22 protein-coding genes are annotated in these 18,322 nt (G+C 43.3%); 10 read left to right on the top strand and 12 right to left on the bottom strand.

The window, feature by feature from the left end:
- Positions 1–65 precede the first annotated feature (65 nt).
- The 4 genes from KXQ82_RS15940 to KXQ82_RS15925 all read right to left on the bottom strand — a co-directional run bounded on the left by KXQ82_RS15940 (position 66) and on the right by KXQ82_RS15925 (position 3,754).
- Positions 66–938: an aldose 1-epimerase family protein gene (locus KXQ82_RS15940; protein ID WP_219489450.1), complete on the bottom strand. Its 873-nt coding sequence runs from the start codon at positions 936–938 to the stop codon at positions 66–68.
- A gap of 104 nt (positions 939–1,042) precedes the next feature.
- A complete protein-coding gene (gene msrA, locus KXQ82_RS15935) occupies positions 1,043–1,591 on the bottom strand; it encodes a peptide-methionine (S)-S-oxide reductase MsrA (RefSeq protein WP_369412474.1) in 549 nt (182 codons plus the stop codon).
- Positions 1,592–1,662: 71 nt separating this feature from the next.
- Positions 1,663–2,721, bottom strand: coding sequence for an NAD(P)-dependent alcohol dehydrogenase (locus KXQ82_RS15930; RefSeq protein ID WP_219489449.1), 1,059 nt, complete (start codon positions 2,719–2,721; stop codon positions 1,663–1,665).
- Between the two features lie 46 nt (positions 2,722–2,767).
- On the bottom strand, positions 2,768–3,754 hold the full coding sequence (locus tag KXQ82_RS15925) for an aldo/keto reductase (protein ID WP_219489448.1): 987 nt from the start codon (positions 3,752–3,754) through the stop codon (positions 2,768–2,770).
- A gap of 168 nt (positions 3,755–3,922) precedes the next feature.
- Between KXQ82_RS15925 and KXQ82_RS15920 the strand changes: the two genes are divergently transcribed.
- Positions 3,923–4,819, top strand: coding sequence for a helix-turn-helix domain-containing protein (locus KXQ82_RS15920; protein WP_219489447.1), 897 nt, complete (start codon positions 3,923–3,925; stop codon positions 4,817–4,819).
- A 2-nt stretch (positions 4,820–4,821) separates the two neighbouring features.
- Here the strand turns inward: KXQ82_RS15920 and KXQ82_RS15915 are convergent, their stop codons facing one another.
- The 3 genes from KXQ82_RS15915 to KXQ82_RS15905 all read right to left on the bottom strand — a co-directional run bounded on the left by KXQ82_RS15915 (position 4,822) and on the right by KXQ82_RS15905 (position 7,363).
- Positions 4,822–6,138: an APC family permease gene (locus tag KXQ82_RS15915; RefSeq protein ID WP_219489446.1), complete on the bottom strand. Its 1,317-nt coding sequence runs from the start codon at positions 6,136–6,138 to the stop codon at positions 4,822–4,824.
- A 70-nt stretch (positions 6,139–6,208) separates the two neighbouring features.
- Positions 6,209–7,066, bottom strand: coding sequence for an alpha/beta hydrolase (locus KXQ82_RS15910; protein WP_219489445.1), 858 nt, complete (start codon positions 7,064–7,066; stop codon positions 6,209–6,211).
- Positions 7,067–7,153: 87 nt separating this feature from the next.
- Positions 7,154–7,363, bottom strand: a complete 210-nt coding sequence (locus tag KXQ82_RS15905; RefSeq protein ID WP_219489444.1) for a hypothetical protein — start codon at positions 7,361–7,363, stop codon at positions 7,154–7,156.
- A gap of 106 nt (positions 7,364–7,469) precedes the next feature.
- Here KXQ82_RS15905 and KXQ82_RS15900 point away from each other — a divergent pair, with 106 nt between their 5' ends.
- Complete coding sequence (locus KXQ82_RS15900; RefSeq protein WP_219489443.1) at positions 7,470–8,033, top strand: hypothetical protein; 564 nt, start codon at positions 7,470–7,472, stop codon at positions 8,031–8,033.
- A 2-nt stretch (positions 8,034–8,035) separates the two neighbouring features.
- Positions 8,036–8,533, top strand: coding sequence for a hypothetical protein (locus KXQ82_RS15895; protein ID WP_219489442.1), 498 nt, complete (start codon positions 8,036–8,038; stop codon positions 8,531–8,533).
- Here the strand turns inward: KXQ82_RS15895 and surE are convergent.
- The 3 genes from surE to acs form a co-directional block, all read right to left on the bottom strand.
- Positions 8,523–9,293 carry a 5'/3'-nucleotidase SurE gene (surE, locus tag KXQ82_RS15890; protein ID WP_219489441.1) on the bottom strand — a complete coding sequence of 257 codons (771 nt, stop codon included), beginning with the start codon at positions 9,291–9,293 and terminating at the stop codon, positions 8,523–8,525. The two genes, KXQ82_RS15895 and surE, sit on opposite strands and share 11 nt — an antisense overlap.
- An 88-nt stretch (positions 9,294–9,381) precedes the next feature.
- Positions 9,382–9,567: a CsbD family protein gene (locus KXQ82_RS15885; protein WP_219489440.1), complete on the bottom strand. Its 186-nt coding sequence runs from the start codon at positions 9,565–9,567 to the stop codon at positions 9,382–9,384.
- Between the two features lie 87 nt (positions 9,568–9,654).
- Positions 9,655–11,562 (bottom strand): acetate--CoA ligase, encoded by a 1,908-nt coding sequence (gene acs / locus KXQ82_RS15880; protein ID WP_219489439.1) that lies wholly within the window; start codon positions 11,560–11,562, stop codon positions 9,655–9,657.
- Positions 11,563–11,676: 114 nt separating this feature from the next.
- Between acs and KXQ82_RS15875 the strand changes: the two genes are divergently transcribed.
- From KXQ82_RS15875 to bshC, 7 genes are all read left to right on the top strand, one after another.
- Complete coding sequence (locus KXQ82_RS15875) at positions 11,677–12,375, top strand: hypothetical protein (RefSeq protein ID WP_219489438.1); 699 nt, start codon at positions 11,677–11,679, stop codon at positions 12,373–12,375.
- A gap of 110 nt (positions 12,376–12,485) precedes the next feature.
- Positions 12,486–12,719, top strand: coding sequence for a 50S ribosomal protein L28 (rpmB, locus tag KXQ82_RS15870; RefSeq protein ID WP_219489437.1), 234 nt, complete (start codon positions 12,486–12,488; stop codon positions 12,717–12,719).
- Between the two features lie 45 nt (positions 12,720–12,764).
- A complete protein-coding gene (gene rpmG / locus KXQ82_RS15865; RefSeq protein ID WP_022830075.1) occupies positions 12,765–12,947 on the top strand; it encodes a 50S ribosomal protein L33 in 183 nt (60 codons plus the stop codon).
- An 86-nt stretch (positions 12,948–13,033) separates the two neighbouring features.
- Positions 13,034–13,198 carry a DUF4295 domain-containing protein gene (locus KXQ82_RS15860; protein ID WP_219489436.1) on the top strand — a complete coding sequence of 55 codons (165 nt, stop codon included), beginning with the start codon at positions 13,034–13,036 and terminating at the stop codon, positions 13,196–13,198.
- A gap of 73 nt (positions 13,199–13,271) precedes the next feature.
- Complete coding sequence (gene ftsY / locus KXQ82_RS15855) at positions 13,272–14,237, top strand: signal recognition particle-docking protein FtsY (protein WP_219489435.1); 966 nt, start codon at positions 13,272–13,274, stop codon at positions 14,235–14,237.
- 115 nt (positions 14,238–14,352) lie between these two features.
- Complete coding sequence (gene rimO / locus KXQ82_RS15850) at positions 14,353–15,687, top strand: 30S ribosomal protein S12 methylthiotransferase RimO (RefSeq protein ID WP_219489434.1); 1,335 nt, start codon at positions 14,353–14,355, stop codon at positions 15,685–15,687.
- Between the two features lie 46 nt (positions 15,688–15,733).
- On the top strand, positions 15,734–17,335 hold the full coding sequence (bshC, locus tag KXQ82_RS15845; RefSeq protein ID WP_219489433.1) for a bacillithiol biosynthesis cysteine-adding enzyme BshC: 1,602 nt from the start codon (positions 15,734–15,736) through the stop codon (positions 17,333–17,335).
- 131 nt (positions 17,336–17,466) lie between these two features.
- Here the strand turns inward: bshC and KXQ82_RS15840 are convergent, their stop codons facing one another.
- The gene (locus KXQ82_RS15840) at positions 17,467–17,664 is read right to left on the bottom strand and encodes a hypothetical protein (RefSeq protein WP_219489432.1); all 198 of its coding nucleotides are present in this window, start codon (positions 17,662–17,664) and stop codon (positions 17,467–17,469) included.
- Between the two features lie 64 nt (positions 17,665–17,728).
- Positions 17,729–18,142: an SRPBCC family protein gene (locus tag KXQ82_RS15835; protein WP_219489431.1), complete on the bottom strand. Its 414-nt coding sequence runs from the start codon at positions 18,140–18,142 to the stop codon at positions 17,729–17,731.
- Positions 18,143–18,322 lie beyond the last annotated feature (180 nt).

Raw genomic sequence — 18,322 nt, 5'->3', positions numbered from 1 at the left:
AATATATACATAATCTTTAAAAGATAGAATTGTTTGCAACTCACGATAAAAAATATCCGGGCAGATCAATAACTCGTTTTAATAAAATACTCAACCTCAAACACATGGCCCTTTTCGGCCTTTTGGATACCTTCTTTTTGTTTAATGTCGTTTATTTTGCCGTCAGTATCAGAACATCCCAACCATGGTTCTATACATACAAAATCGGCACCATATTTTGCCCAGATTCCCATGTAATTAAAGTGTGGGTACTCTACCGATATATAGCTGTTATGATTTTTGCTGCGTAATGATATTTCGCGCGACTGGATGGGTTTAAACACCAAAGCGTCTTTAGCGAACAGATCCCTGGTCAAGCCCAGTTTTTTGTTTTCTGTAGGGATATGAACTATCTCGCCATTAAAATTCCCGGTTGATGATAGTACATGAGTTTCCAGTTTTTCATCAATCTCAAATTGCAGGTAATAATCTTCATAAGCTTCACCTTTATGGAATGGTGTATTAAATGCCGGGTGTGCCCCTACCGAAAAGTAAATGGTTTTATCATCATAATTTATCACCTTATAGCTCACGCGCAGGGCATTATCTATCAGGTCATACAATATCTGGAACTCAAATTTATAAGGGTAAACCGCTAATGTATCCTCGCTAAAATGCAGGGAGTATTTGGCATGGGTTTTAGTACTCTCTATCTTTTTAAATGTTGATGTACGGGTAAAACCGTGGCGCGTCATGTGGAAGTCGGCCCCATCAACATGCAGGGTATCATTGTTAAGGCCGCCAACTATAGGAAACAGGTTTGGCGCATGCCATGGCCATACATCCGGGTTTCCATCCCATAAATGTTCTATATTCTCTTTTTTATTATAGATAGAAGTCAGTTCGGCACCTTGAGGCCTGATGGTTACCTTCAGATAATCGTTCTCGATAGTTGTCATAATGCAGATGGTTTATACGGGGTAAATATACCATTTCTAATAAAAGCAAAAAGGCTTCTTTTTGGGTAGAAGCCTTTTTGCATATTGTTTTAATAAATGGCGCATTATAAATACTCCGGTTTCATCTTATCGTGAAACTCTTTGGCAAACTTGTTCATTTTGGGTTGTATAACAAACATGCAATATGGTTTCATCTTGTTATCATTATAATAATTTTGATGATAACCTTCGGCAACGTAAAACGTGCTTGCCGGGCTAACTTCGGTTACGATGGCTTTGTCGAACACTTGTTCTGCGGTCAGCTTTTTAATAATAGCTTCGGCCTGCTGCCTTTGCTCATCGTTATGATAAAATATTACCGAACGGTATTGTGTGCCCACATCATTACCCTGGCGGTTTAGCGTGGTTGGGTTATGGCTTTTAAAAAAGGCCACAAGCAATGTCTCGAACGACACCTCATCGGCATCAAACTCAATTTGTATCACCTCGGCGTGTCCCGTATCGCCATTGCAAATCTCCATATAGGTTGGGTTATCGGTTTGCCCGCCCATGTACCCCGACTTTACCGACTGTACGCCTTTTATGGATTGAAATATGGCTTCGGTGCACCAAAAGCAGCCGTTACCAAATGTTGCTGTTTGAATATTCATCATTGTATTACAAATTTAGCCCGATTTTGATTGAAGATAATCAAGGCATTGTAAAGATAAATAGCAACTCACAATCACGCTTTTAATGATGCCATATCGATAACAAAGCGGTAACGCACATCGCTCTTCAGCATACGCTCATAAGCTTCGTTAATATCCTGCATATTGATCACTTCTATCTCCGATACGATATTATGTTCACCGCAAAAGTCCAACATTTGCTGTGTTTCGGCAATACCACCGATCAGCGAAGCAGCCACCGATTTCCTGCCCATTATCATAGGCACGGTTTGCAGCATCGGGTCTAAAGGTCCAAGGTATCCTACCAGTACTACCGTGCCACTAATTGCCAGCGTGGCCACATAAGGATTAACATCGTGCACATAAGGCACAGTATCAATAATCACATCAAAATACCCGCTAACGGCTTTCATTTGCGCTTCGTCTGTCGAAATAACTACGTTGTCGGCACCCAGCGCTTTAGCGTCATCGGTTTTGCCCGGCGTGCGCGAGAAGAGGGTAACCTCGGCGCCCAAACCTTTAGCCAGTTTAATAGCCATATGGCCCAAACCGCCCAGGCCAACTACGCCCACTTTGCTGCCCGGCCCAACGTTCCAATGCTTCAACGGCGACCATGTGGTGATACCTGCACAAAGCAACGGTGCCACAGCGGCAGGGTCAAGGTTTTCGGGAACTTTTAGTACAAAATGCTCGGTAACCACTATCTTTTCGGAGTAACCCCCAAAGGTATGGCCGCCAAGGTGTTTATCTGCACCGCCATAAGTGCCGGTAAATCCCGTAAGGCAATATTGCTCCAGTTCATCTTTACAACTGGCGCAGGTGCGGCACGAATCCACCAGGCAGCCTACAGCAGCCAGATCACCTACCTTAAATTTGGTTACCTGGCTACCTACACTGGTAACGCGGCCCACTATTTCATGGCCGGGTACGGCATTGTATTGGGTAAAACCCCAATCGTTTTTTGCCGTGTGCAGGTCAGAGTGGCATACCCCACAAAACAGGATATCGATCTCCACATCGGTGGGTAAAACCTCGCGGCGTGCTATGGTTAATTGCTTTAATGGTGTAGTTGCTGATTCTGCACCGTATGCTTTTACATTTGTAGTTTCCATGTTATATTTCGGATTTAATGTTTTTGTATTCGATGATAAATTCTGATTACAGCCCTGTCATTTTTTGCATCTGTTCAGGATAGCGCTCCCCTGCTACCTCAATGGCAGATGCTGCACGGTCTATTTCGCGCAGGTCATCGGCTGTTAGCACAACTTTTTCAGCACCATTATTTTCGCTTAGGCGATGTAATTTAGTAGTGCCGGGTATAGGCACAATCCAGGGCTTTTGAGTCAGCAGCCATGCCAGCGCAATCTGAGCCGGGGTGGCATTTTTTTGTTGGGCTACCTGCGTAAGCAAATCAACCAGTATCTGGTTTGCTTTCAAGGCTTCAGGAGTAAACCTCGGTAATACGTTCCTAAAGTCGTTACTTTCAAATTTGGTATCGGCCGTCATTTTCCCGGTAAGGAAACCTCTGCCTAATGGGCTGTATGGCACTAAGCCAATACCCAATTCTTCAAGCACTGGTATCACTTCAGCCTCCAGCCTTCTCTCCCACAAAGAGTACTCGCTTTGCAATACGCTAACCGGCTGCACCGCATGTGCCTTACGGATAGTTTGCACCCCTGCTTCGGACAGGCCAAAGTATTTTACCTTTCCCTCGGCTATCAGTTCCTTCACCGCACCGGCTACATCCTCAATAGGAACGGCAGGGTCAACACGGTGTTGATACAGCAAATCTATCACTTCAACATTCAGGCGCTTAAGCGATGCCTCTACCACTTGCTTAATATGTTCGGGCCGGCTGTTAACACCCACCATTTTGCCATCATTTATGTTAAAACCAAATTTGGTGGCAATTACCACCTCGTTGCGGAAAGGCGCAAGCGCTTCGCCTACAATTACTTCGTTGGTGTAAGGGCCGTAAACTTCGGCTGTATCAAAAAATGTTACTCCCTGCTCAACAGCGGCCCGCACTATGGCAATGGCATCTTGCTTTGAAGGGGCCTGCCCGTAGGCAAAATCAAGCCCCATGCAGCCAAAGCCCATGGCCGAAACTTCGAGTCCGTTATTTCCTAATTTTCTTGTTTTCATTGTGATGTTAATATTAGCGATGTTTTGATGATACAAAGGTGTAACCTATTTGGGCACTAATTGTTATACCCATTACGGTATTACTTACCATTATTACTGATGGAGTGATCCGGGTAGGATAAACCCGGAATGAAGCTGTAAATTTGTTTCACACAAAAATAAAATGTTATGGATAGCATTATAAAGTTTGATACTATTAGCCAGTACAACGCATATAATAATACAGAAACGCTGCACCCGCTGGTTAGCGTGGTAGATATGGCAAAAGCTGCACCGAGACAATATTCGAAAGTTAATTATGGCTTTTATTGTGTGTTTTTAAAGGACATTAAATGCGGCGACCTGCGTTATGGTTGTAATTATTATGATTACGAAGAAGGGACGCTGGTATTTATAGGCCCCGGACAGGTAATGGGTATTGAGAATAACGGCGAATATTTTCAGCCACAAGGCTACTCGCTGGTATTTCATCCCGACCTGATAAAAGGGACAACGCTGGGTAAACATATCCAGGATTACACGTTCTTCTCCTACGATGCACATGAAGCATTGCATCTCTCAGAGGGCGAACGAAAAATCATTACCGACTGTTTATCCAATATTAACTTTGAGCTGGGGCGTGCCATCGATAAGCACAGCAAAACGCTTATTGTAAATAATATCGAATTGTTTTTAAACTATTGCCAGCGCTTTTACGACAGACAATTTATTACCCGCGACACGGTACATAAAGGTATTTTAGAAAGGTTTGAAAGCTTGCTGAACGAATATTTTGATTCGGCAAAACCGAGAACAGTGGGCTTGCCTTCGGTAGCCCATTGTGCGGAGCAACTCAACCTGTCGGCCAATTATTTTGGCGACCTGATCAAAAAAGAAACAGGAAGATCAGCACAGGAATACATCCAGGCTAAAGTGATCGATGTGGCTAAGGAACAAATATTTGATACCAGCAGATCGCTCAGTGAAATAGCTTATGGGCTTGGATTTAAATACCCGCAACACTTTACAAGGCTGTTTAAGCAAAGGGTTGGGCAATCGCCAAATGAATATAGGATGTTGAATTGATATTATACCATTCTGTCCTGTCGGTTTCGCCAGCGGTAAAGTTGCCATAAGCCCTCGGCCAGCACCATAATAACCAGCACCCCAATTAAAGGTATATAGATCGTTTCTGATGATGCGAAAGCCCCAGCCATGGCAACGCTGTACACACTTAAAGGCAGCAACATCATCAGGCATAAGCCAAAAACATTCAGTGGTATTTTAAATGGACGGTGCTCATCAGGAAATTTCATCCTCAATACAATGAGCGATATAAATTCTAATAATAAACCCGCGCCATACAGCGTAACATCCATTACGATCAGCTCGCCAAAAGTGAACAGCACCATGATACTCACCACAACCGAACAGGTGATGATAGATACATAAGGCGTATCAAACTTAACATGCAGTTTATTAAGATGATGTGGTATAAAACCATCGTCGGCCATAACTTTTGGCACACGCGATACGGATAACAATACAGATGAATAAATACCGAATGTACTTGCCAAACCACCAAAAGCGATGATGGTGCCCAGCCATTTACCACCGATAAATGAACCCAGCGACGCGAAGTTCTCTTCTACAATGGTTTCCAGCTTCATACCTGATTGGAGGGCCGTAAATATGGTAAGCGAATAAATCAGCATAACCGCTATAAACGCTATGCCAACAGCATATAAATAACTTCGAACAGGATTTTCAACTTCTTCGGCATAAGTGGTAGCGTTATCCCAACCTAAAAAATTCCACATTACGGTATAAAGCCCCATACCTATTGACGAAAAGCCTACCCCCTTTAACGAGAAACCAGGAACGGCATACGTACCCGTATGATGATAAAATGCCATACCAAACAATATAACAAATGGCGTAAGCACCAAAACGCCCAACACCACCGCGGTTTTACCAACGGGTACTATACCGATTATGTTAAGTATAGCACACCCCCATATCATAAACAGGCAAATGTATATTTTGTATTGATGTATCTCCGGAAATAAGAAAGAAGCATATTCTACAAACAGTACGGGGTAAATAGCCAGGTCAACAAAGGTATATAGCCACGTCCACCAGCCTTCATATAGCGCGAAACGTAAGCCCAGCGCACGCTTAACCCATTGGTAGTATCCGCCCGTAACCGGCATCATACTGTTCATTTCGAGCACGGCCAATATAGCAGGGATATCCCACAATATTGGTGTAATTAACAGCAGCAATAATGATCCGTTTGGGCCGGCATATGTTAATAATGGCTCCAGGCCGTAAGGGCCGCCTGATACGGTTAAAAATATAACTGCGGCAAGCTGAAAAAGTCTGAGTTTTTTGATAGATGGCATTGCACCTAAAATAGAAAAGGTATTTCAAATAAAAAACCGGGTGATCGCTACCGACATTTCTTGTCGTATTTTATTTGATCATTTTTCTATCCTGCAACCATGCATAAAGCTCATCGGGCCATTTTGCAATTGCGCCTGTGTTTTTAGGGCGCATGCCAAAGCCATGGCCGGCACCCGAATAGATATGCAATTCGGCGGGTACTTTTACTGCTTTATATTTGAGATAGAGCTGAGGCATATATTCGGCAATATCCGGGCGATCATTATAACCACAGGCAATAAATGCCGGCGGCAGGTTTTTAGTCACCTCAAAACGGCTCGAATTACCGGGGTATATCAATGCCTGAAAAGCGGGATGCGAACTCAGTTTATCAATATCATCAGTACCATTAGGCAAACCATAATCATAGCGCATAGCAGTTAAACCAGCCAACTCGCCACCGGCAGAAAAGCCCATTACACCAATTTTAGCCGTATCTATCCCCCACTCCTGGGCACGGCTACGCACCAAACGAATGGCACGCTGCATATCGGGCACGGCGCTACCATCAACGGTGTAGGTGGAGCCTTCTTCTTTAGCCAAACGATATTTCAATACAAAAGCTGCTATGCCGTGTGCCTGCAACCATTCGGCAACATTGTAACCTTCGTGGGTTATTGCCATCAATTTATGGCCGCCCCCAGGTGCAACAATAATAGCTACACCTGTTGCTTTATCGGCAGCAGGAATATATGGTGTTATGGATGGGAAGTTTACGCTTGAAACAGAAAGCTCGCCACTGCCCGATTTCACCACCTTTTTGGGTGCGGTTTTACCTTCGCTGCCCGGTGCGCCCTTGGGCCATAATAAAATCTCTTTTGGAGCATCAGATGGCGCCATGGCCAACAGCAAAACGCACAGCATAAGCCCAGGTAAATTTCTTTTCATTATTCAATAATTGGTGTACCGAAGTTATTGAATAATAGGGCATAAAACAACATAGCGATGACATAGAGGCCATCGCTATGTTTTAAATTATAATTTAATTATTTTATCGCTCTTTTCCTTTTCATGATGCTCATGTAAGAGGTTTATAGCACCTTTAGCAATGCCAAAAAAAGTATGCCCCAATACGCTGATGGCACCAGCCCCGAATTTCACAAACGGCTTCATTGTTTCCCAGGCATTATGGTCGGCTAAACGGATATCGTTTTTACTGCCCTTGATATATTTTTGATGTGCCATGTTAATGTGGTTTTATGTATAAAATGAACGAAACGCTTTTTTGTTTGATGAATTGTGCCAATATTGATATCTTGCTTTTATCTTATGAAAAGTATATTTTCGATACATGAAAAAAATATCCCTGATCATTTTGATGGCAATATCCAGCCATTTAACTATTGCTCAAAAATATCTGCCCATTATTAGCGCCAACACAGTTATCAATTATAACGCTATGGCAACAAACATCGGGCAAACGGTACAATTGAAATTAACAATCGTATCGTTAACAGACCCGGTAACCCTTGGCTGGCAAATTCCCGGTTTAGGTACGGGTACTTACCAGTTAAGCGCCGCCGGTTTTGAAAGCGGCACCAAAATGAGGATAAAAGAACCGGGCGACGGTATAACTAAACTGAAAGACGACGAAACCATAATGGTGTTATCAAAAAAATCCTTTGCCGGCCTGGTTAAGGATCAAACCATGATATTTAACGGTGCTACGTTTAACGTTAAACCCCTTACAGCCCCCTATAAAATAAACGACCTGGAAGCCGACGTAGTACATGCTGTAAGCGCAAATGGCAAAGTTGAAATATGGGTACTTAACAACCCGGAGTTTCCGCTGCTTTGCAAATTAACAGGCAATCCGGGTGGTATTGACCTGGACCTGACGAATATTAAGGAATAACCATGGCAAATAAAGACTCAAGACTGGGCCTTGTAAAGCTAACCTTACTTAGTGGTTTATTAGTTGGCACGCTTGATATGACGGCCGCCTGTATTAATGCCTACCTTAGTTTTGGGTTAAATCCTACCAGGGTATTTAAATATATTGCTGCAGGGGTTTTAGGCAAGTCTGCTTTTGCAGGGGGAGCTTTGGTTGATGTATTGGGTGTGCTGCTCCATTATTTTATAGCCTGTAGTTGGACTGCTTTTTTCTTTTTTATTTATCCCCGCACAAACCTGGTTAACCAAAACAAATACATTACCGGTACATTTTATGGCGTACTGATATGGATGGTGATGAACCTGGTAGTTGTACCACTTACCAATGTTCCTAAACCTAAAAACGGATTCAATGTAACGCAGGCATACATCAACGCCGGTATATTGATCGCTGTAATAGGCATTCCGCTTTCGCTGATCGCTTACCGCTATTTTAGGAAACTACGGGGCGCTAAACGTTAAACTTCCAGCTGTTTAATACAGGGATAGCATGGTGAGCGGTCAGATCGAACTGAACGGGTACCACCGAAACATAGTTGTTATCCAATGCCCAAACGTCCGTATCTTCACCATTATCATTATTTTGAAATACGCCCGTTAGCCAATAATAGCTACGCTTGTGCGGATCGAGGCGCTCATCAAACTCCTCGGCCCATTTGGCATTCGCCTGGCGACATATTTTGATGCCTTTGATATCTGCCGTGTTCGGAAAGTTTACATTAAGTACCGTAGCTGTTGGTAAGCCATTAGTTAAAACCTGCAGGGCTAACTCTTTAATGTATTTAACGCAATGGCTAAAATCAGCCTGTAAAGTAAAATCGTCCAACGAAAAACCGATAGAAGGAATACTCTCTATAGCCCCTTCAACCGCTGCCGACATGGTACCAGAGTATAACACATTTATCGAGTTATTCAACCCGTGATTGATACCCGAAACGCACAGATCGGGTTTTTTACCTTTAAAGATGATGTTTACAGCCAGTTTCACGCAATCAACCGGGGTACCCGAGCAACGGTACATTTCAACACCAGGATAAATATCCACCTTATCTAAACGCAGCGGTTTGCCGATGGTTATGGCATGCCCCATGCCGCTTTGCGGGCTATCAGGTGCAACCACTACAACATGGCCAATATCGCGCATGGCATCCATCAGGGCTTTAATACCCGGCGCGGTAATGCCGTCATCGTTTACAACAAGAATGGTGGGTTTGGTTTTCATTGAGGCAAAGGTAGGAAAGTGATCATTATTACAAACAAAAAAGCGCCCCAACTCATCAGGGCGCTTTCATATTATTCAAATACTATCTTTACAAACTGTTTATCCATTTCACCAACTCATCGCGGCCTTTGCCGGTTTTTTGCTGGAGCTTACCTAACAGTTCATCATCTTTTCCTTCTTCGTGGGTAAGGTCATCTTCGGTTAAGTCGCCGTAGGCTTGTTTAACTTTTCCCTTTATCTCGTTCCACTTTCCTTTTAATTCTAACTTATCCATTATATTTATAATTAGTTGTTGTTAAAGCAACAGCCAATTATAAATATGGTTTTCACCAATTAACTAATGAACAAAGAAACCAATGAACTAAAGAGCCCCCGCCTTTATCTCCTCTACAACACCCGGATCAAGCAAGGTTGACGTATCTCCCAAATTAGATGTTTCACCTTCGGCTATCTTCCTTAATATCCTGCGCATAATTTTACCGGAACGGGTTTTGGGCAGGCCGCTTACAAACTGGATCTTATCGGGTTTGGCTATAGCGCCGATGATGCGTTGTACGGTCATCATGATGTCCTTACGGGTAAGGTCTTCATTGTCGGTTTTGGCCGGACAAACCACAAAGGCGTAAACACCCTGACCCTTAATATCGTGCGGGTAACCAACTACGGCCGATTCAACTACTGTGGCGTGCATATTAATGGCGTTCTCCACTTCGGCGGTACCTATGCGGTGGCCGGATACGTTCAACACATCGTCAACACGTCCTGTGATACGGTAATAACCGTCCTCATCGCGCAGGCAGCCGTCGCCGGTAAAATACATGCCGGGGTAAGTGGCAAAGTAGGTTTGGCGGCAACGCTCATGGTCACCGTAGGTGGTACGGATAATGCCCGGCCACGGGAATTTGATGCACAGGTTACCGCTTACGCCGTTACCTAAAATTTCTTTACCATTCTCATCCACCAATACCGGCTGAACTCCCGGCAAGGGTAAGGTAGCATAACCCGGCTTGGTAGGCGTTACACCAGCTATGGGCGATATCAGGATACCGCCGTTTTCGGTTTGCCACCAGGTATCTACTATCGGGCAATTGCTTTTTCCTATTTTTTCATCGTACCAATGCCAGGCTTCTTCGTTTATCGGCTCGCCTACCGAGCCCAATTTAGTCAATGAACTCAGGTCTTTCCCTTTTAGCGGTTCATCGCCAAAGCTCATTAACGAACGGATAGCCGTTGGCGCGGTATATAATATATTTACTTTATGTTTATCAACTACATCCCAAAAACGGCCCGCGTCGGGGTAAGTCGGGATGCCTTCGAACATCAACGAAGTTGCGCCTTGTGATAGCGGACCATATACAATATAAGAGTGACCGGTTATCCACCCGATATCGGCTGTACAGAAATAAACCTCGCCGGGATTGTATTGAAATACGTTCGCAAACGTATAACCCGCATAAACCATATAACCACCGCACGTATGTACCACGCCTTTAGGTTTACCGGTTGAGCCTGATGTATATAGGATGAACATCATATCCTCGGCATCCATTTCTTCGGCAGGGCAATCTACATTACCTTGCGTTTCTACTTTTTTTATCTCGTCTTCCCACCAAACATCGCGGCCCTTTATCATGGCAACAGGTGTGCGGCTGCGGGTTAATACAATTACACGCTTAACCGACTGGCACTGTACCAACGCATCGTCTATCACGCTTTTCAGCGGAAGATCTTTAGCGCCACGGAAACCACCATCGGCAGTAATTACCAGCGAACAGGTAGCATCATTTATCCTATCAGCAATGGATTGTGCCGAAAAACCGCCAAATACCACCGAGTGTATAGCACCTACCCTCGCGCAAGCTAAAAGTGCAATGGCCAGCTCGGGCAACATGGGCATGTAAATGCAGATGCGGTCGCCTTTTTTAACACCGTTATTTTTAAGTACGTTGGCAAACTGGCATACTTTGGCATGCAGTTGTTTGTATGATAATACGCGGTGGTCTTCATTCGGGTCGTTAGGTTCCCAGATAATGGCGGGTTTATCGCCCAGGGTATCCAGGTGGCGGTCAAGGCAGTTTTCGGTAATGTTCAGCTTGGCGCCGTCAAACCATTTAACGTTGGGTTCGGTAAAGTTCCAGTCTAAAACTTTATCCCACTTTTTTTTCCATTGAAAATTATCGGCTATGGCGGCCCAGAACTCTTCGGGCTGCTCTACACTTTGTTTGTACACTTGTTCGTACTCCGCGAACGAGGATATTTTAAGGTTCATTTACAGGTATTATTTGGTGCGGTTAAATTAGTAAATTTACAAAGAATGCACTATAATTAGTTTGTCTATCTGTACAATTTTATCAATTTAACAATGGTATCGATTGCAATTCCTATGAAAAAGGTAGTTTTAGTAGTTCAGTTTTTGATTTTGGTAATGGTGGTAGCGTCGTGCAAACATCAGGATGAGCGTAAAACTATATTGATCGATGGCGGAGTAGATGATGAGCAAATAGAAATGTTAAACGGTTCAGTAAAAGAGGTATTATCAGGAGATTCTACAAAAGCAGATAACTTTAATCACATCTATTTTGACCAGAGGGGTAATATGGTTAGGGCAAATGCAAAATACATAAGCTACCATGACACTGTATATCGCAAGGTTGTTTATAAATCGGAATATGACAAATACGGAAAACGGATATTACTAAAGGCCAACTATTCGGTTTACCCAGATTCATGTGGATGTAACGGCATCTTAAAATGGAAGTTTGATAATAAAGAACGCGTTATCGAATCAATTTCTGACAAGATACGTTTTGATCATTTTATTGAGTACAAATACGATTCATTAGGAAGAGTGAATTATAAAAATGTTTGGGGAAAAATGGAAGACCCCGAGATTTACAGATATAAGTACGATAACAATAATCACTTGAAAAGCTTAGAAACTTATGAGCCAGAAATTGGAAATAAAAAAGGCCATCTGGTAAACACTATAAATTTTCATTATTTAAATTTTGATTCGCATAACAACTGGATAATGATGGTAACAGGTACAGATACCATCACCCGTAAAATCACCTATTATTAGCTGTTTTATCTTTTTTAAAATATTTTGAAAACACTATTGCCTTTTCAACTTAATTTCCTGATATTTGCAAACTCTTTTTGGAAAAGGGTTTAATTAAAATTGATTTAGTCATGTCAAGAATTTGTGATTTAACAGGAAAAAGCTCGATGAACGGCTTTAATGTTTCTAACTCTAACGTTAAAACAAAACGCAGGTTTCATCCTAACCTGCAAACAAAAAAGTTTTACATACCGGAAGAAGATAAGTGGATCACTTTGAAAGTTTCTGCCGCTGCTATCAAAACCATCAGCAAAAACGGTATCACTGCCTGCATCAACAAATTTGTTAAAACAGGCTCTATATAATAAAGGATAAGGTTATCGTGAGATATCCGCTAAACAGATAAAGCAATGGCAAAAAAAGGCAACAGAGTTCAGGTAATATTAGAGTGTACAGAGCATAAAACCAGCGGTATGCCGGGCATGTCTCGTTACATCACTACCAAGAACAAGAAAAACACTACCGAGCGTTTAGAGTTGAAAAAATTCAACCCGGTTTTACGTAAAGTTACTGTACATAAAGAGATTAAGTAATTAGTTACTAAGTTGTTAGGTTACTGAGTTAGTTTTAGTTTAACTTAATAACCAATAACTAAATAACCAAATAACAACACAAAAACATGGCAAAGAAAGTAGTTGCAACCCTGAATACAGGTAAAGGTAAAGAATACTCAAAAGTGATCACCATGGCTAAATCGCCAAAAACAGGTGCTTACTCATTCAAAGAGATCATCGTGCACAACGATTTAGTGAAAGATGCTATTGCTGAAGGCACTAAAGGATAATAATTTATTCTAAAATATACGAAAGCCGTTCCCGATCTCGCGGAAGGGCTTTTTTTGTTAATGCAATTTCCGAATGGGATTATTTGATTTTTTTAAGAAAAAGGAAAGCACCCCGCAAGAGCAGGAGGCGCTTGATACCGGTTTGGAAAAAACCAAGGAGAACTTTTTTTCGAAGATCACCAAGGCCGTTGCAGGTAAATCAACCGTTGACGATGAGGTGCTTGATGACCTGGAAGAAGTACTCGTTACATCCGACGTGGGCGTTGCCACTACCCTTAAAATTGTAGAGCGTGTGCAAGAGCGCGTTGCCCGCGATAAATACCTCGGCACATCGGAACTGAACAACATACTGCGCGAAGAGATACAGGAACTGCTCGCCGAAAATAACAGTAACGATTTCAGGAATTTTGAATACGGCGACCATAAACCTTACGTAATTATGGTGGTTGGCGTAAACGGTGTGGGTAAAACTACCACCATTGGCAAATTGGCCGCTAAACTTAAAGCTACCGGTCATAAAGTAGTTATTGGTGCTGCTGATACGTTTAGGGCTGCGGCGGTTGACCAGATCCAACTTTGGGGCGAGCGAATTGGTGTACGCGTAGTGGCACAAGCCATGGGCAGCGACCCGGCTTCGGTAGCATTTGATACGTTGAAATCAGCTGTGGCAAATGGCGAAGATGTGGTGATCATTGATACCGCCGGCCGTTTACATAATAAAGTTGGTTTGATGAACGAGCTTACCAAGATCAAAAACGTAATGCAAAAGGTAGTACCGGATGCACCGCACGAGATTTTATTGGTACTGGATGCATCAACCGGACAGAATGCCATTGAGCAATGCAAACAGTTTACCCAGGCTACCGATGTGAACGCTTTGGCGCTAACTAAATTAGATGGTACTGCCAAAGGTGGCGTAGTAATAGGCATATCCGACCAGTTTAAAATACCGGTAAAATATATTGGTGTGGGTGAAGGGGTGAATGATTTACAATTGTTTGATCGCAGGGCGTTTGTTGACTCATTATTCAAACAATAGTATATATTAAAGCGTCATTGCGAGGCACGAAGCAATCCTCGATAGGCATTGGCGCTAATGCATAATTTAGGATTGCTTCGTTCCTCGCAATGACGTGATGGAGAATAAGGTATAAATGAAGACGAAGAATATCAGTAAGCCGATCATAACCGCAAAACCCCGTGTAAACGTGGTTACCTTGGGTTGCTCTAAAAATACATACGATTCTGAAGTATTGATGGGCCAGTTAAAAGGCAACGCCTTTAACGTGGTGCATGAGGACCAGCAATTACGCAGCGATGATATCATCGTGATAAACACCTGTGGCTTCATTGACAACGCCAAGCAGGAATCTATCGATACCATATTACAATACAGCGAGCTGAAAGAACAGGGCAAGGTAGGCAAGGTAATTGTTACCGGTTGCTTATCCGAACGTTACAAACCTGAGCTGGAAGCCGAAATCACCAACGTTGATAACTACTTTGGCACCAACGATCTGCAACATCTGCTGCACAGCGTAGGTGCTAATTATAAGCACGAGTTGATAGGCGAACGTTTACTTACTACTCCATCGCACTTTGCTTACTTTAAAATTGCCGAGGGCTGTAACCGCCCCTGCTCGTTTTGCGCTATTCCGCTGATGCGTGGCAAACATGCATCAACACCAATGGACCAATTGGTGAAGAACGCAGAAAGTCTTGCTAAAAATGGCACTAAAGAACTGATATTGATTGCACAAGATCTGACCTATTACGGCCTTGACCTTTACGGGAAACGTAATTTAGATGAATTATTGCGCCGCTTAAGCGATGTGAACGGCATCGAGTGGATCCGTTTGCAGTACGCCTACCCTTCCGGTTTCCCGATGGAGATTTTGGATGTAATGAACGAGCGCGACAACATTTGCAAGTATTTGGATATGCCTTTGCAGCACATCAGCGATAATATGCTGAAATCGATGCGCCGTGGTATTACTAAACAAAAAACCATCGATTTGGTGAACGCCATACGCGATAAAGTGCCTAATATGGCTTTGCGTACTACGCTCATCACCGGTTACCCGGGAGAAACTGAGCAGGACTTTGGCGAAATGCTGCAATGGGTGGAAGATACCAAATTCGACCGTTTGGGTTGCTTTACCTACTCGCACGAAGAAAAAACACATGCGCACAGCCTGATAGACGATGTGCCGGAGCAGGTAAAAGCCGACCGCGTTGATGCCGTAATGGAAGTACAGCAAGGTATCTCGTTCGATAAGAACCAGGAGAAAATTGGGAATACCTATAAAGTACTCATCGATAAAAAAGAGGGTGATCATTTTATTGGCCGCACGCAATTTGATTCGCCGGAAGTTGATAACGAGGTTTTGATTGATGCTACTACGCAATACGCTACCGTTGGTACTTTTGTAAACGTTAAAATTGACAATGCCGAAGACTTTGACCTTTATGGACAAATTGTAAAATAATTTGCCGCAGGCGGGTATTTAATTTATTGCTTTTACATTTGAGCCAATGGACGCCCACTGTATTAATTATTCGGATACCGGTTTTTTTACCAAAACCATTTTACAATACCTGGATAACGATCCTCAGCTACAACCCTTTTACAATAACCGCCCCGACTTGGCCGGCTTTGCCGAGCAGATAAAAAACAAAGCCCCCCTACCCGGCCGTTTGGTATTGGCTTACGCGCTGCAACAGCAGTACAGCAGCATTGCCGATGCCGGTTTCCCTATTGATGAGGCGGTTTTAGATAACATAGCGCTATTACGTAACGAGAATACCTACACCATTACCACGGGGCACCAGCTTAATATATTTACCGGTCCGCTTTACTTTATTTATAAGATAGTTACGGCTATTAAGTTAGCACAACAATTAAAAGCCGCTCATCCCGATAAGGATTTTGTGCCTGTTTACTGGATGGCCAGTGAGGACCATGATTTTGCCGAGATAAACCATACCAGTGCAGGCAATAAAAAAATTGAGTGGAATTTAGATGCTAAGGGTGCTACCGGCAGACTATCTACCAAAACTATTCGCGAAGCTTTAAACCAGTACAAAGGTGTTTTGGGCCTTGCGGGACATGCGCCCGAACTGGCTGAAATGGTAGAAACCGCTTACTCCAAATTTGATAAACTGGCAGATGCCACACGTTATTTAGTAAATGTGCTGTTCAGTAAATACGGTTTGATCATTATTGATGCGGATGACGTGGCCCTGAAACAGCAGTTTGCTGATGTAATGGAGCATGATATTATCGGTCAACATAGTTTTGCCAATATATCAAAAAGCAACGCCGCCCTGCAAAAATTGGGTACCCATATACAGGTTAACCCTCGCGAGATCAACTTTTTTTATTTAGCCGACGGCCTGCGCGAACGTATTGTTTTTGAGCATGACGTCTACGAAGTATTAGGTACCGACATCAAATTCACCGAAGCCGAACTGCGCACCGAGATACAGGAACATCCCGAAAGGTTTAGTCCGAATGTGGTGATGCGCCCGCTTTACCAGGAAACCATTTTGCCTAATCTTGCCTATATTGGCGGCGGCGGTGAGTTGGCTTATTGGTTCCAGCTGAAAGCTAATTTTGATTATTACGCCGTTGATTTCCCAATACTCATTTTACGTAACTCGGGTTTGATCGTTGATAAACGCTCTGCCGAAAAATGGAGCAAAACCGGATTCGAGATCAGCGACCTGTTCAAGCCTGTGGACGTATTAAAAACGGAGTGGGTAAAACTAAACAGTAAGGCCGACCTCAACATTACTAAGGAATGGGCAGAGCTACAAGCCATTTTCGACGGACTGAAACACCGCGCCAAAAAGATAGACCCCACACTTACCGCATCAACCGAAGCTATACAGGCGAGACTTAAACATGCCATAGGCAACCTGGAGCGCAAGATGCTCAAAGCCGAAAAACGAAAGCACGACAACAACCTTTCGCACATTGACCGTGTGAAGGATACCCTCTTCCCCAACGGTGGCCTGCAGGAACGCAGTGAGAATATCGCGCTATTTTATGTGGCGTATGGAGCGGGGTTGATAGATGACTTGGTGGAGAAGTTTGAGCCTTTAGATTTTAAGTTTACGGTGTTAACCGAATAACTCACTGCCACGTCTTTGCGAGCGGTAGCGAAGCAATCTCTACACATGCAAGTCGATAATGCCATTCTGAGACCTAACAATTCCATGCCTGTCGCGCAGAGGTTGCTTCGTGCCTCGCAATGACGTGGTACCTATATCTGTTTAGAAGACACCTCGCTTTTCCATTTTTCAAATTCATCTTTTTTCATTTTATCGTCTTTGTTATACTTTTTATTTAACCAAGACAACAAAGCAAAAGCTATCAACGCGTACAAAATCGTAAGATTCGGTTCATCTTTTGATCGACCTCTCGATGGATCTCCACTTAAAACAAAAACAAGTTCATTCATAAACCCGCCATAAAACAAGCTTATAAAAATTCTGGCCCATACGTTGCGAATTACTTTCATCTAATCAATTCCCCTCCACATGCTTCTTAAAATTATCCATAATAGCCTGCCAGCCGCCGCGTTGCATTTCGATGGGGTTTTGGGTTTCCGGGTCGAAGGTTTCGGTTACGGTGGTTTGGTCGTCATCGTCTGAGCTGAAGGTGATGCTTACTTTACGGCCATCGTCTAAGGTGTATTTTATCAGTTGGTTGGTTATCACTTCATCATAAACACCGCCAAAATCAAAGCTGAAGCTACCATCCTTAGCGGCCATGGTGCTGCTGAACTGGCCACCTGTGCGTGGGTCATTGGTGGCGGCGGGGCAATACCAGTCGTCGGATGCGAAGCACCATTGGGTGATATGTTCGGGTAAGGTCCACATTTGCCATACAACTTCTATAGGCGCGTTAATGGTAGCTTGTACTGTTATGGGTTCCATTTTGGTATTGATTTTTATTAAGCGAGTTTACGTATTAATGTTGTAAAGTTGAAATGCACTTTTGAGCCTTTCTCTAACATGTCATTGCGAGGAACGAAGCAATCACTGAGATATGTATAGAAGCGACAGGGCGGCGATATTCTATTTATGACCCGTCTCAGTGATTGCCACGTCGTTCCT

The sequence above is a fragment of the Mucilaginibacter rivuli genome (genome assembly GCF_019391655.1).
In the GTDB taxonomy this organism is placed as follows: Bacteria; Bacteroidota; Bacteroidia; order Sphingobacteriales; family Sphingobacteriaceae; genus Mucilaginibacter; species Mucilaginibacter rivuli.
The sequence above is the reverse complement of the archived record's forward strand: the minus strand, read 5'-3'. Positions and strand labels throughout refer to the sequence as shown.

What these genes read in the sequence shown, in the direction of transcription:
- rpmG (WP_022830075.1), top strand. Translation starts at nt 12,765, where the DNA reads ATGGCAAAAAAAGGCAACAGAGTTCAGGTAATATTAGAGTGTACAGAG.
- KXQ82_RS15925 (WP_219489448.1), bottom strand. Translation starts at nt 3,754, where the DNA reads ATGAAAACAAGAAAATTAGGAAATAACGGACTCGAAGTTTCGGCCATG.
- KXQ82_RS15860 (WP_219489436.1), top strand. Translation starts at nt 13,034, where the DNA reads ATGGCAAAGAAAGTAGTTGCAACCCTGAATACAGGTAAAGGTAAAGAA.
- KXQ82_RS15940 (WP_219489450.1), bottom strand. Translation starts at nt 938, where the DNA reads ATGACAACTATCGAGAACGATTATCTGAAGGTAACCATCAGGCCTCAA.
- KXQ82_RS15915 (WP_219489446.1), bottom strand. Translation starts at nt 6,138, where the DNA reads ATGCCATCTATCAAAAAACTCAGACTTTTTCAGCTTGCCGCAGTTATA.
- KXQ82_RS15885 (WP_219489440.1), bottom strand. Translation starts at nt 9,567, where the DNA reads ATGGATAAGTTAGAATTAAAAGGAAAGTGGAACGAGATAAAGGGAAAA.
- acs (WP_219489439.1), bottom strand. Translation starts at nt 11,562, where the DNA reads ATGAACCTTAAAATATCCTCGTTCGCGGAGTACGAACAAGTGTACAAA.
- KXQ82_RS15910 (WP_219489445.1), bottom strand. Translation starts at nt 7,066, where the DNA reads ATGAAAAGAAATTTACCTGGGCTTATGCTGTGCGTTTTGCTGTTGGCC.
- rpmB (WP_219489437.1), top strand. Translation starts at nt 12,486, where the DNA reads ATGTCAAGAATTTGTGATTTAACAGGAAAAAGCTCGATGAACGGCTTT.
- surE (WP_219489441.1), bottom strand. Translation starts at nt 9,293, where the DNA reads ATGAAAACCAAACCCACCATTCTTGTTGTAAACGATGACGGCATTACC.
- ftsY (WP_219489435.1), top strand. Translation starts at nt 13,272, where the DNA reads ATGGGATTATTTGATTTTTTTAAGAAAAAGGAAAGCACCCCGCAAGAG.
- KXQ82_RS15905 (WP_219489444.1), bottom strand. Translation starts at nt 7,363, where the DNA reads ATGGCACATCAAAAATATATCAAGGGCAGTAAAAACGATATCCGTTTA.
- bshC (WP_219489433.1), top strand. Translation starts at nt 15,734, where the DNA reads ATGGACGCCCACTGTATTAATTATTCGGATACCGGTTTTTTTACCAAA.
- rimO (WP_219489434.1), top strand. Translation starts at nt 14,353, where the DNA reads ATGAAGACGAAGAATATCAGTAAGCCGATCATAACCGCAAAACCCCGT.
- KXQ82_RS15920 (WP_219489447.1), top strand. Translation starts at nt 3,923, where the DNA reads ATGGATAGCATTATAAAGTTTGATACTATTAGCCAGTACAACGCATAT.
- KXQ82_RS15930 (WP_219489449.1), bottom strand. Translation starts at nt 2,721, where the DNA reads ATGGAAACTACAAATGTAAAAGCATACGGTGCAGAATCAGCAACTACA.
- KXQ82_RS15900 (WP_219489443.1), top strand. Translation starts at nt 7,470, where the DNA reads ATGAAAAAAATATCCCTGATCATTTTGATGGCAATATCCAGCCATTTA.
- KXQ82_RS15875 (WP_219489438.1), top strand. Translation starts at nt 11,677, where the DNA reads ATGAAAAAGGTAGTTTTAGTAGTTCAGTTTTTGATTTTGGTAATGGTG.
- msrA (WP_369412474.1), bottom strand. Translation starts at nt 1,591, where the DNA reads ATGATGAATATTCAAACAGCAACATTTGGTAACGGCTGCTTTTGGTGC.
- KXQ82_RS15895 (WP_219489442.1), top strand. Translation starts at nt 8,036, where the DNA reads ATGGCAAATAAAGACTCAAGACTGGGCCTTGTAAAGCTAACCTTACTT.
- KXQ82_RS15835 (WP_219489431.1), bottom strand. Translation starts at nt 18,142, where the DNA reads ATGGAACCCATAACAGTACAAGCTACCATTAACGCGCCTATAGAAGTT.
- KXQ82_RS15840 (WP_219489432.1), bottom strand. Translation starts at nt 17,664, where the DNA reads ATGAATGAACTTGTTTTTGTTTTAAGTGGAGATCCATCGAGAGGTCGA.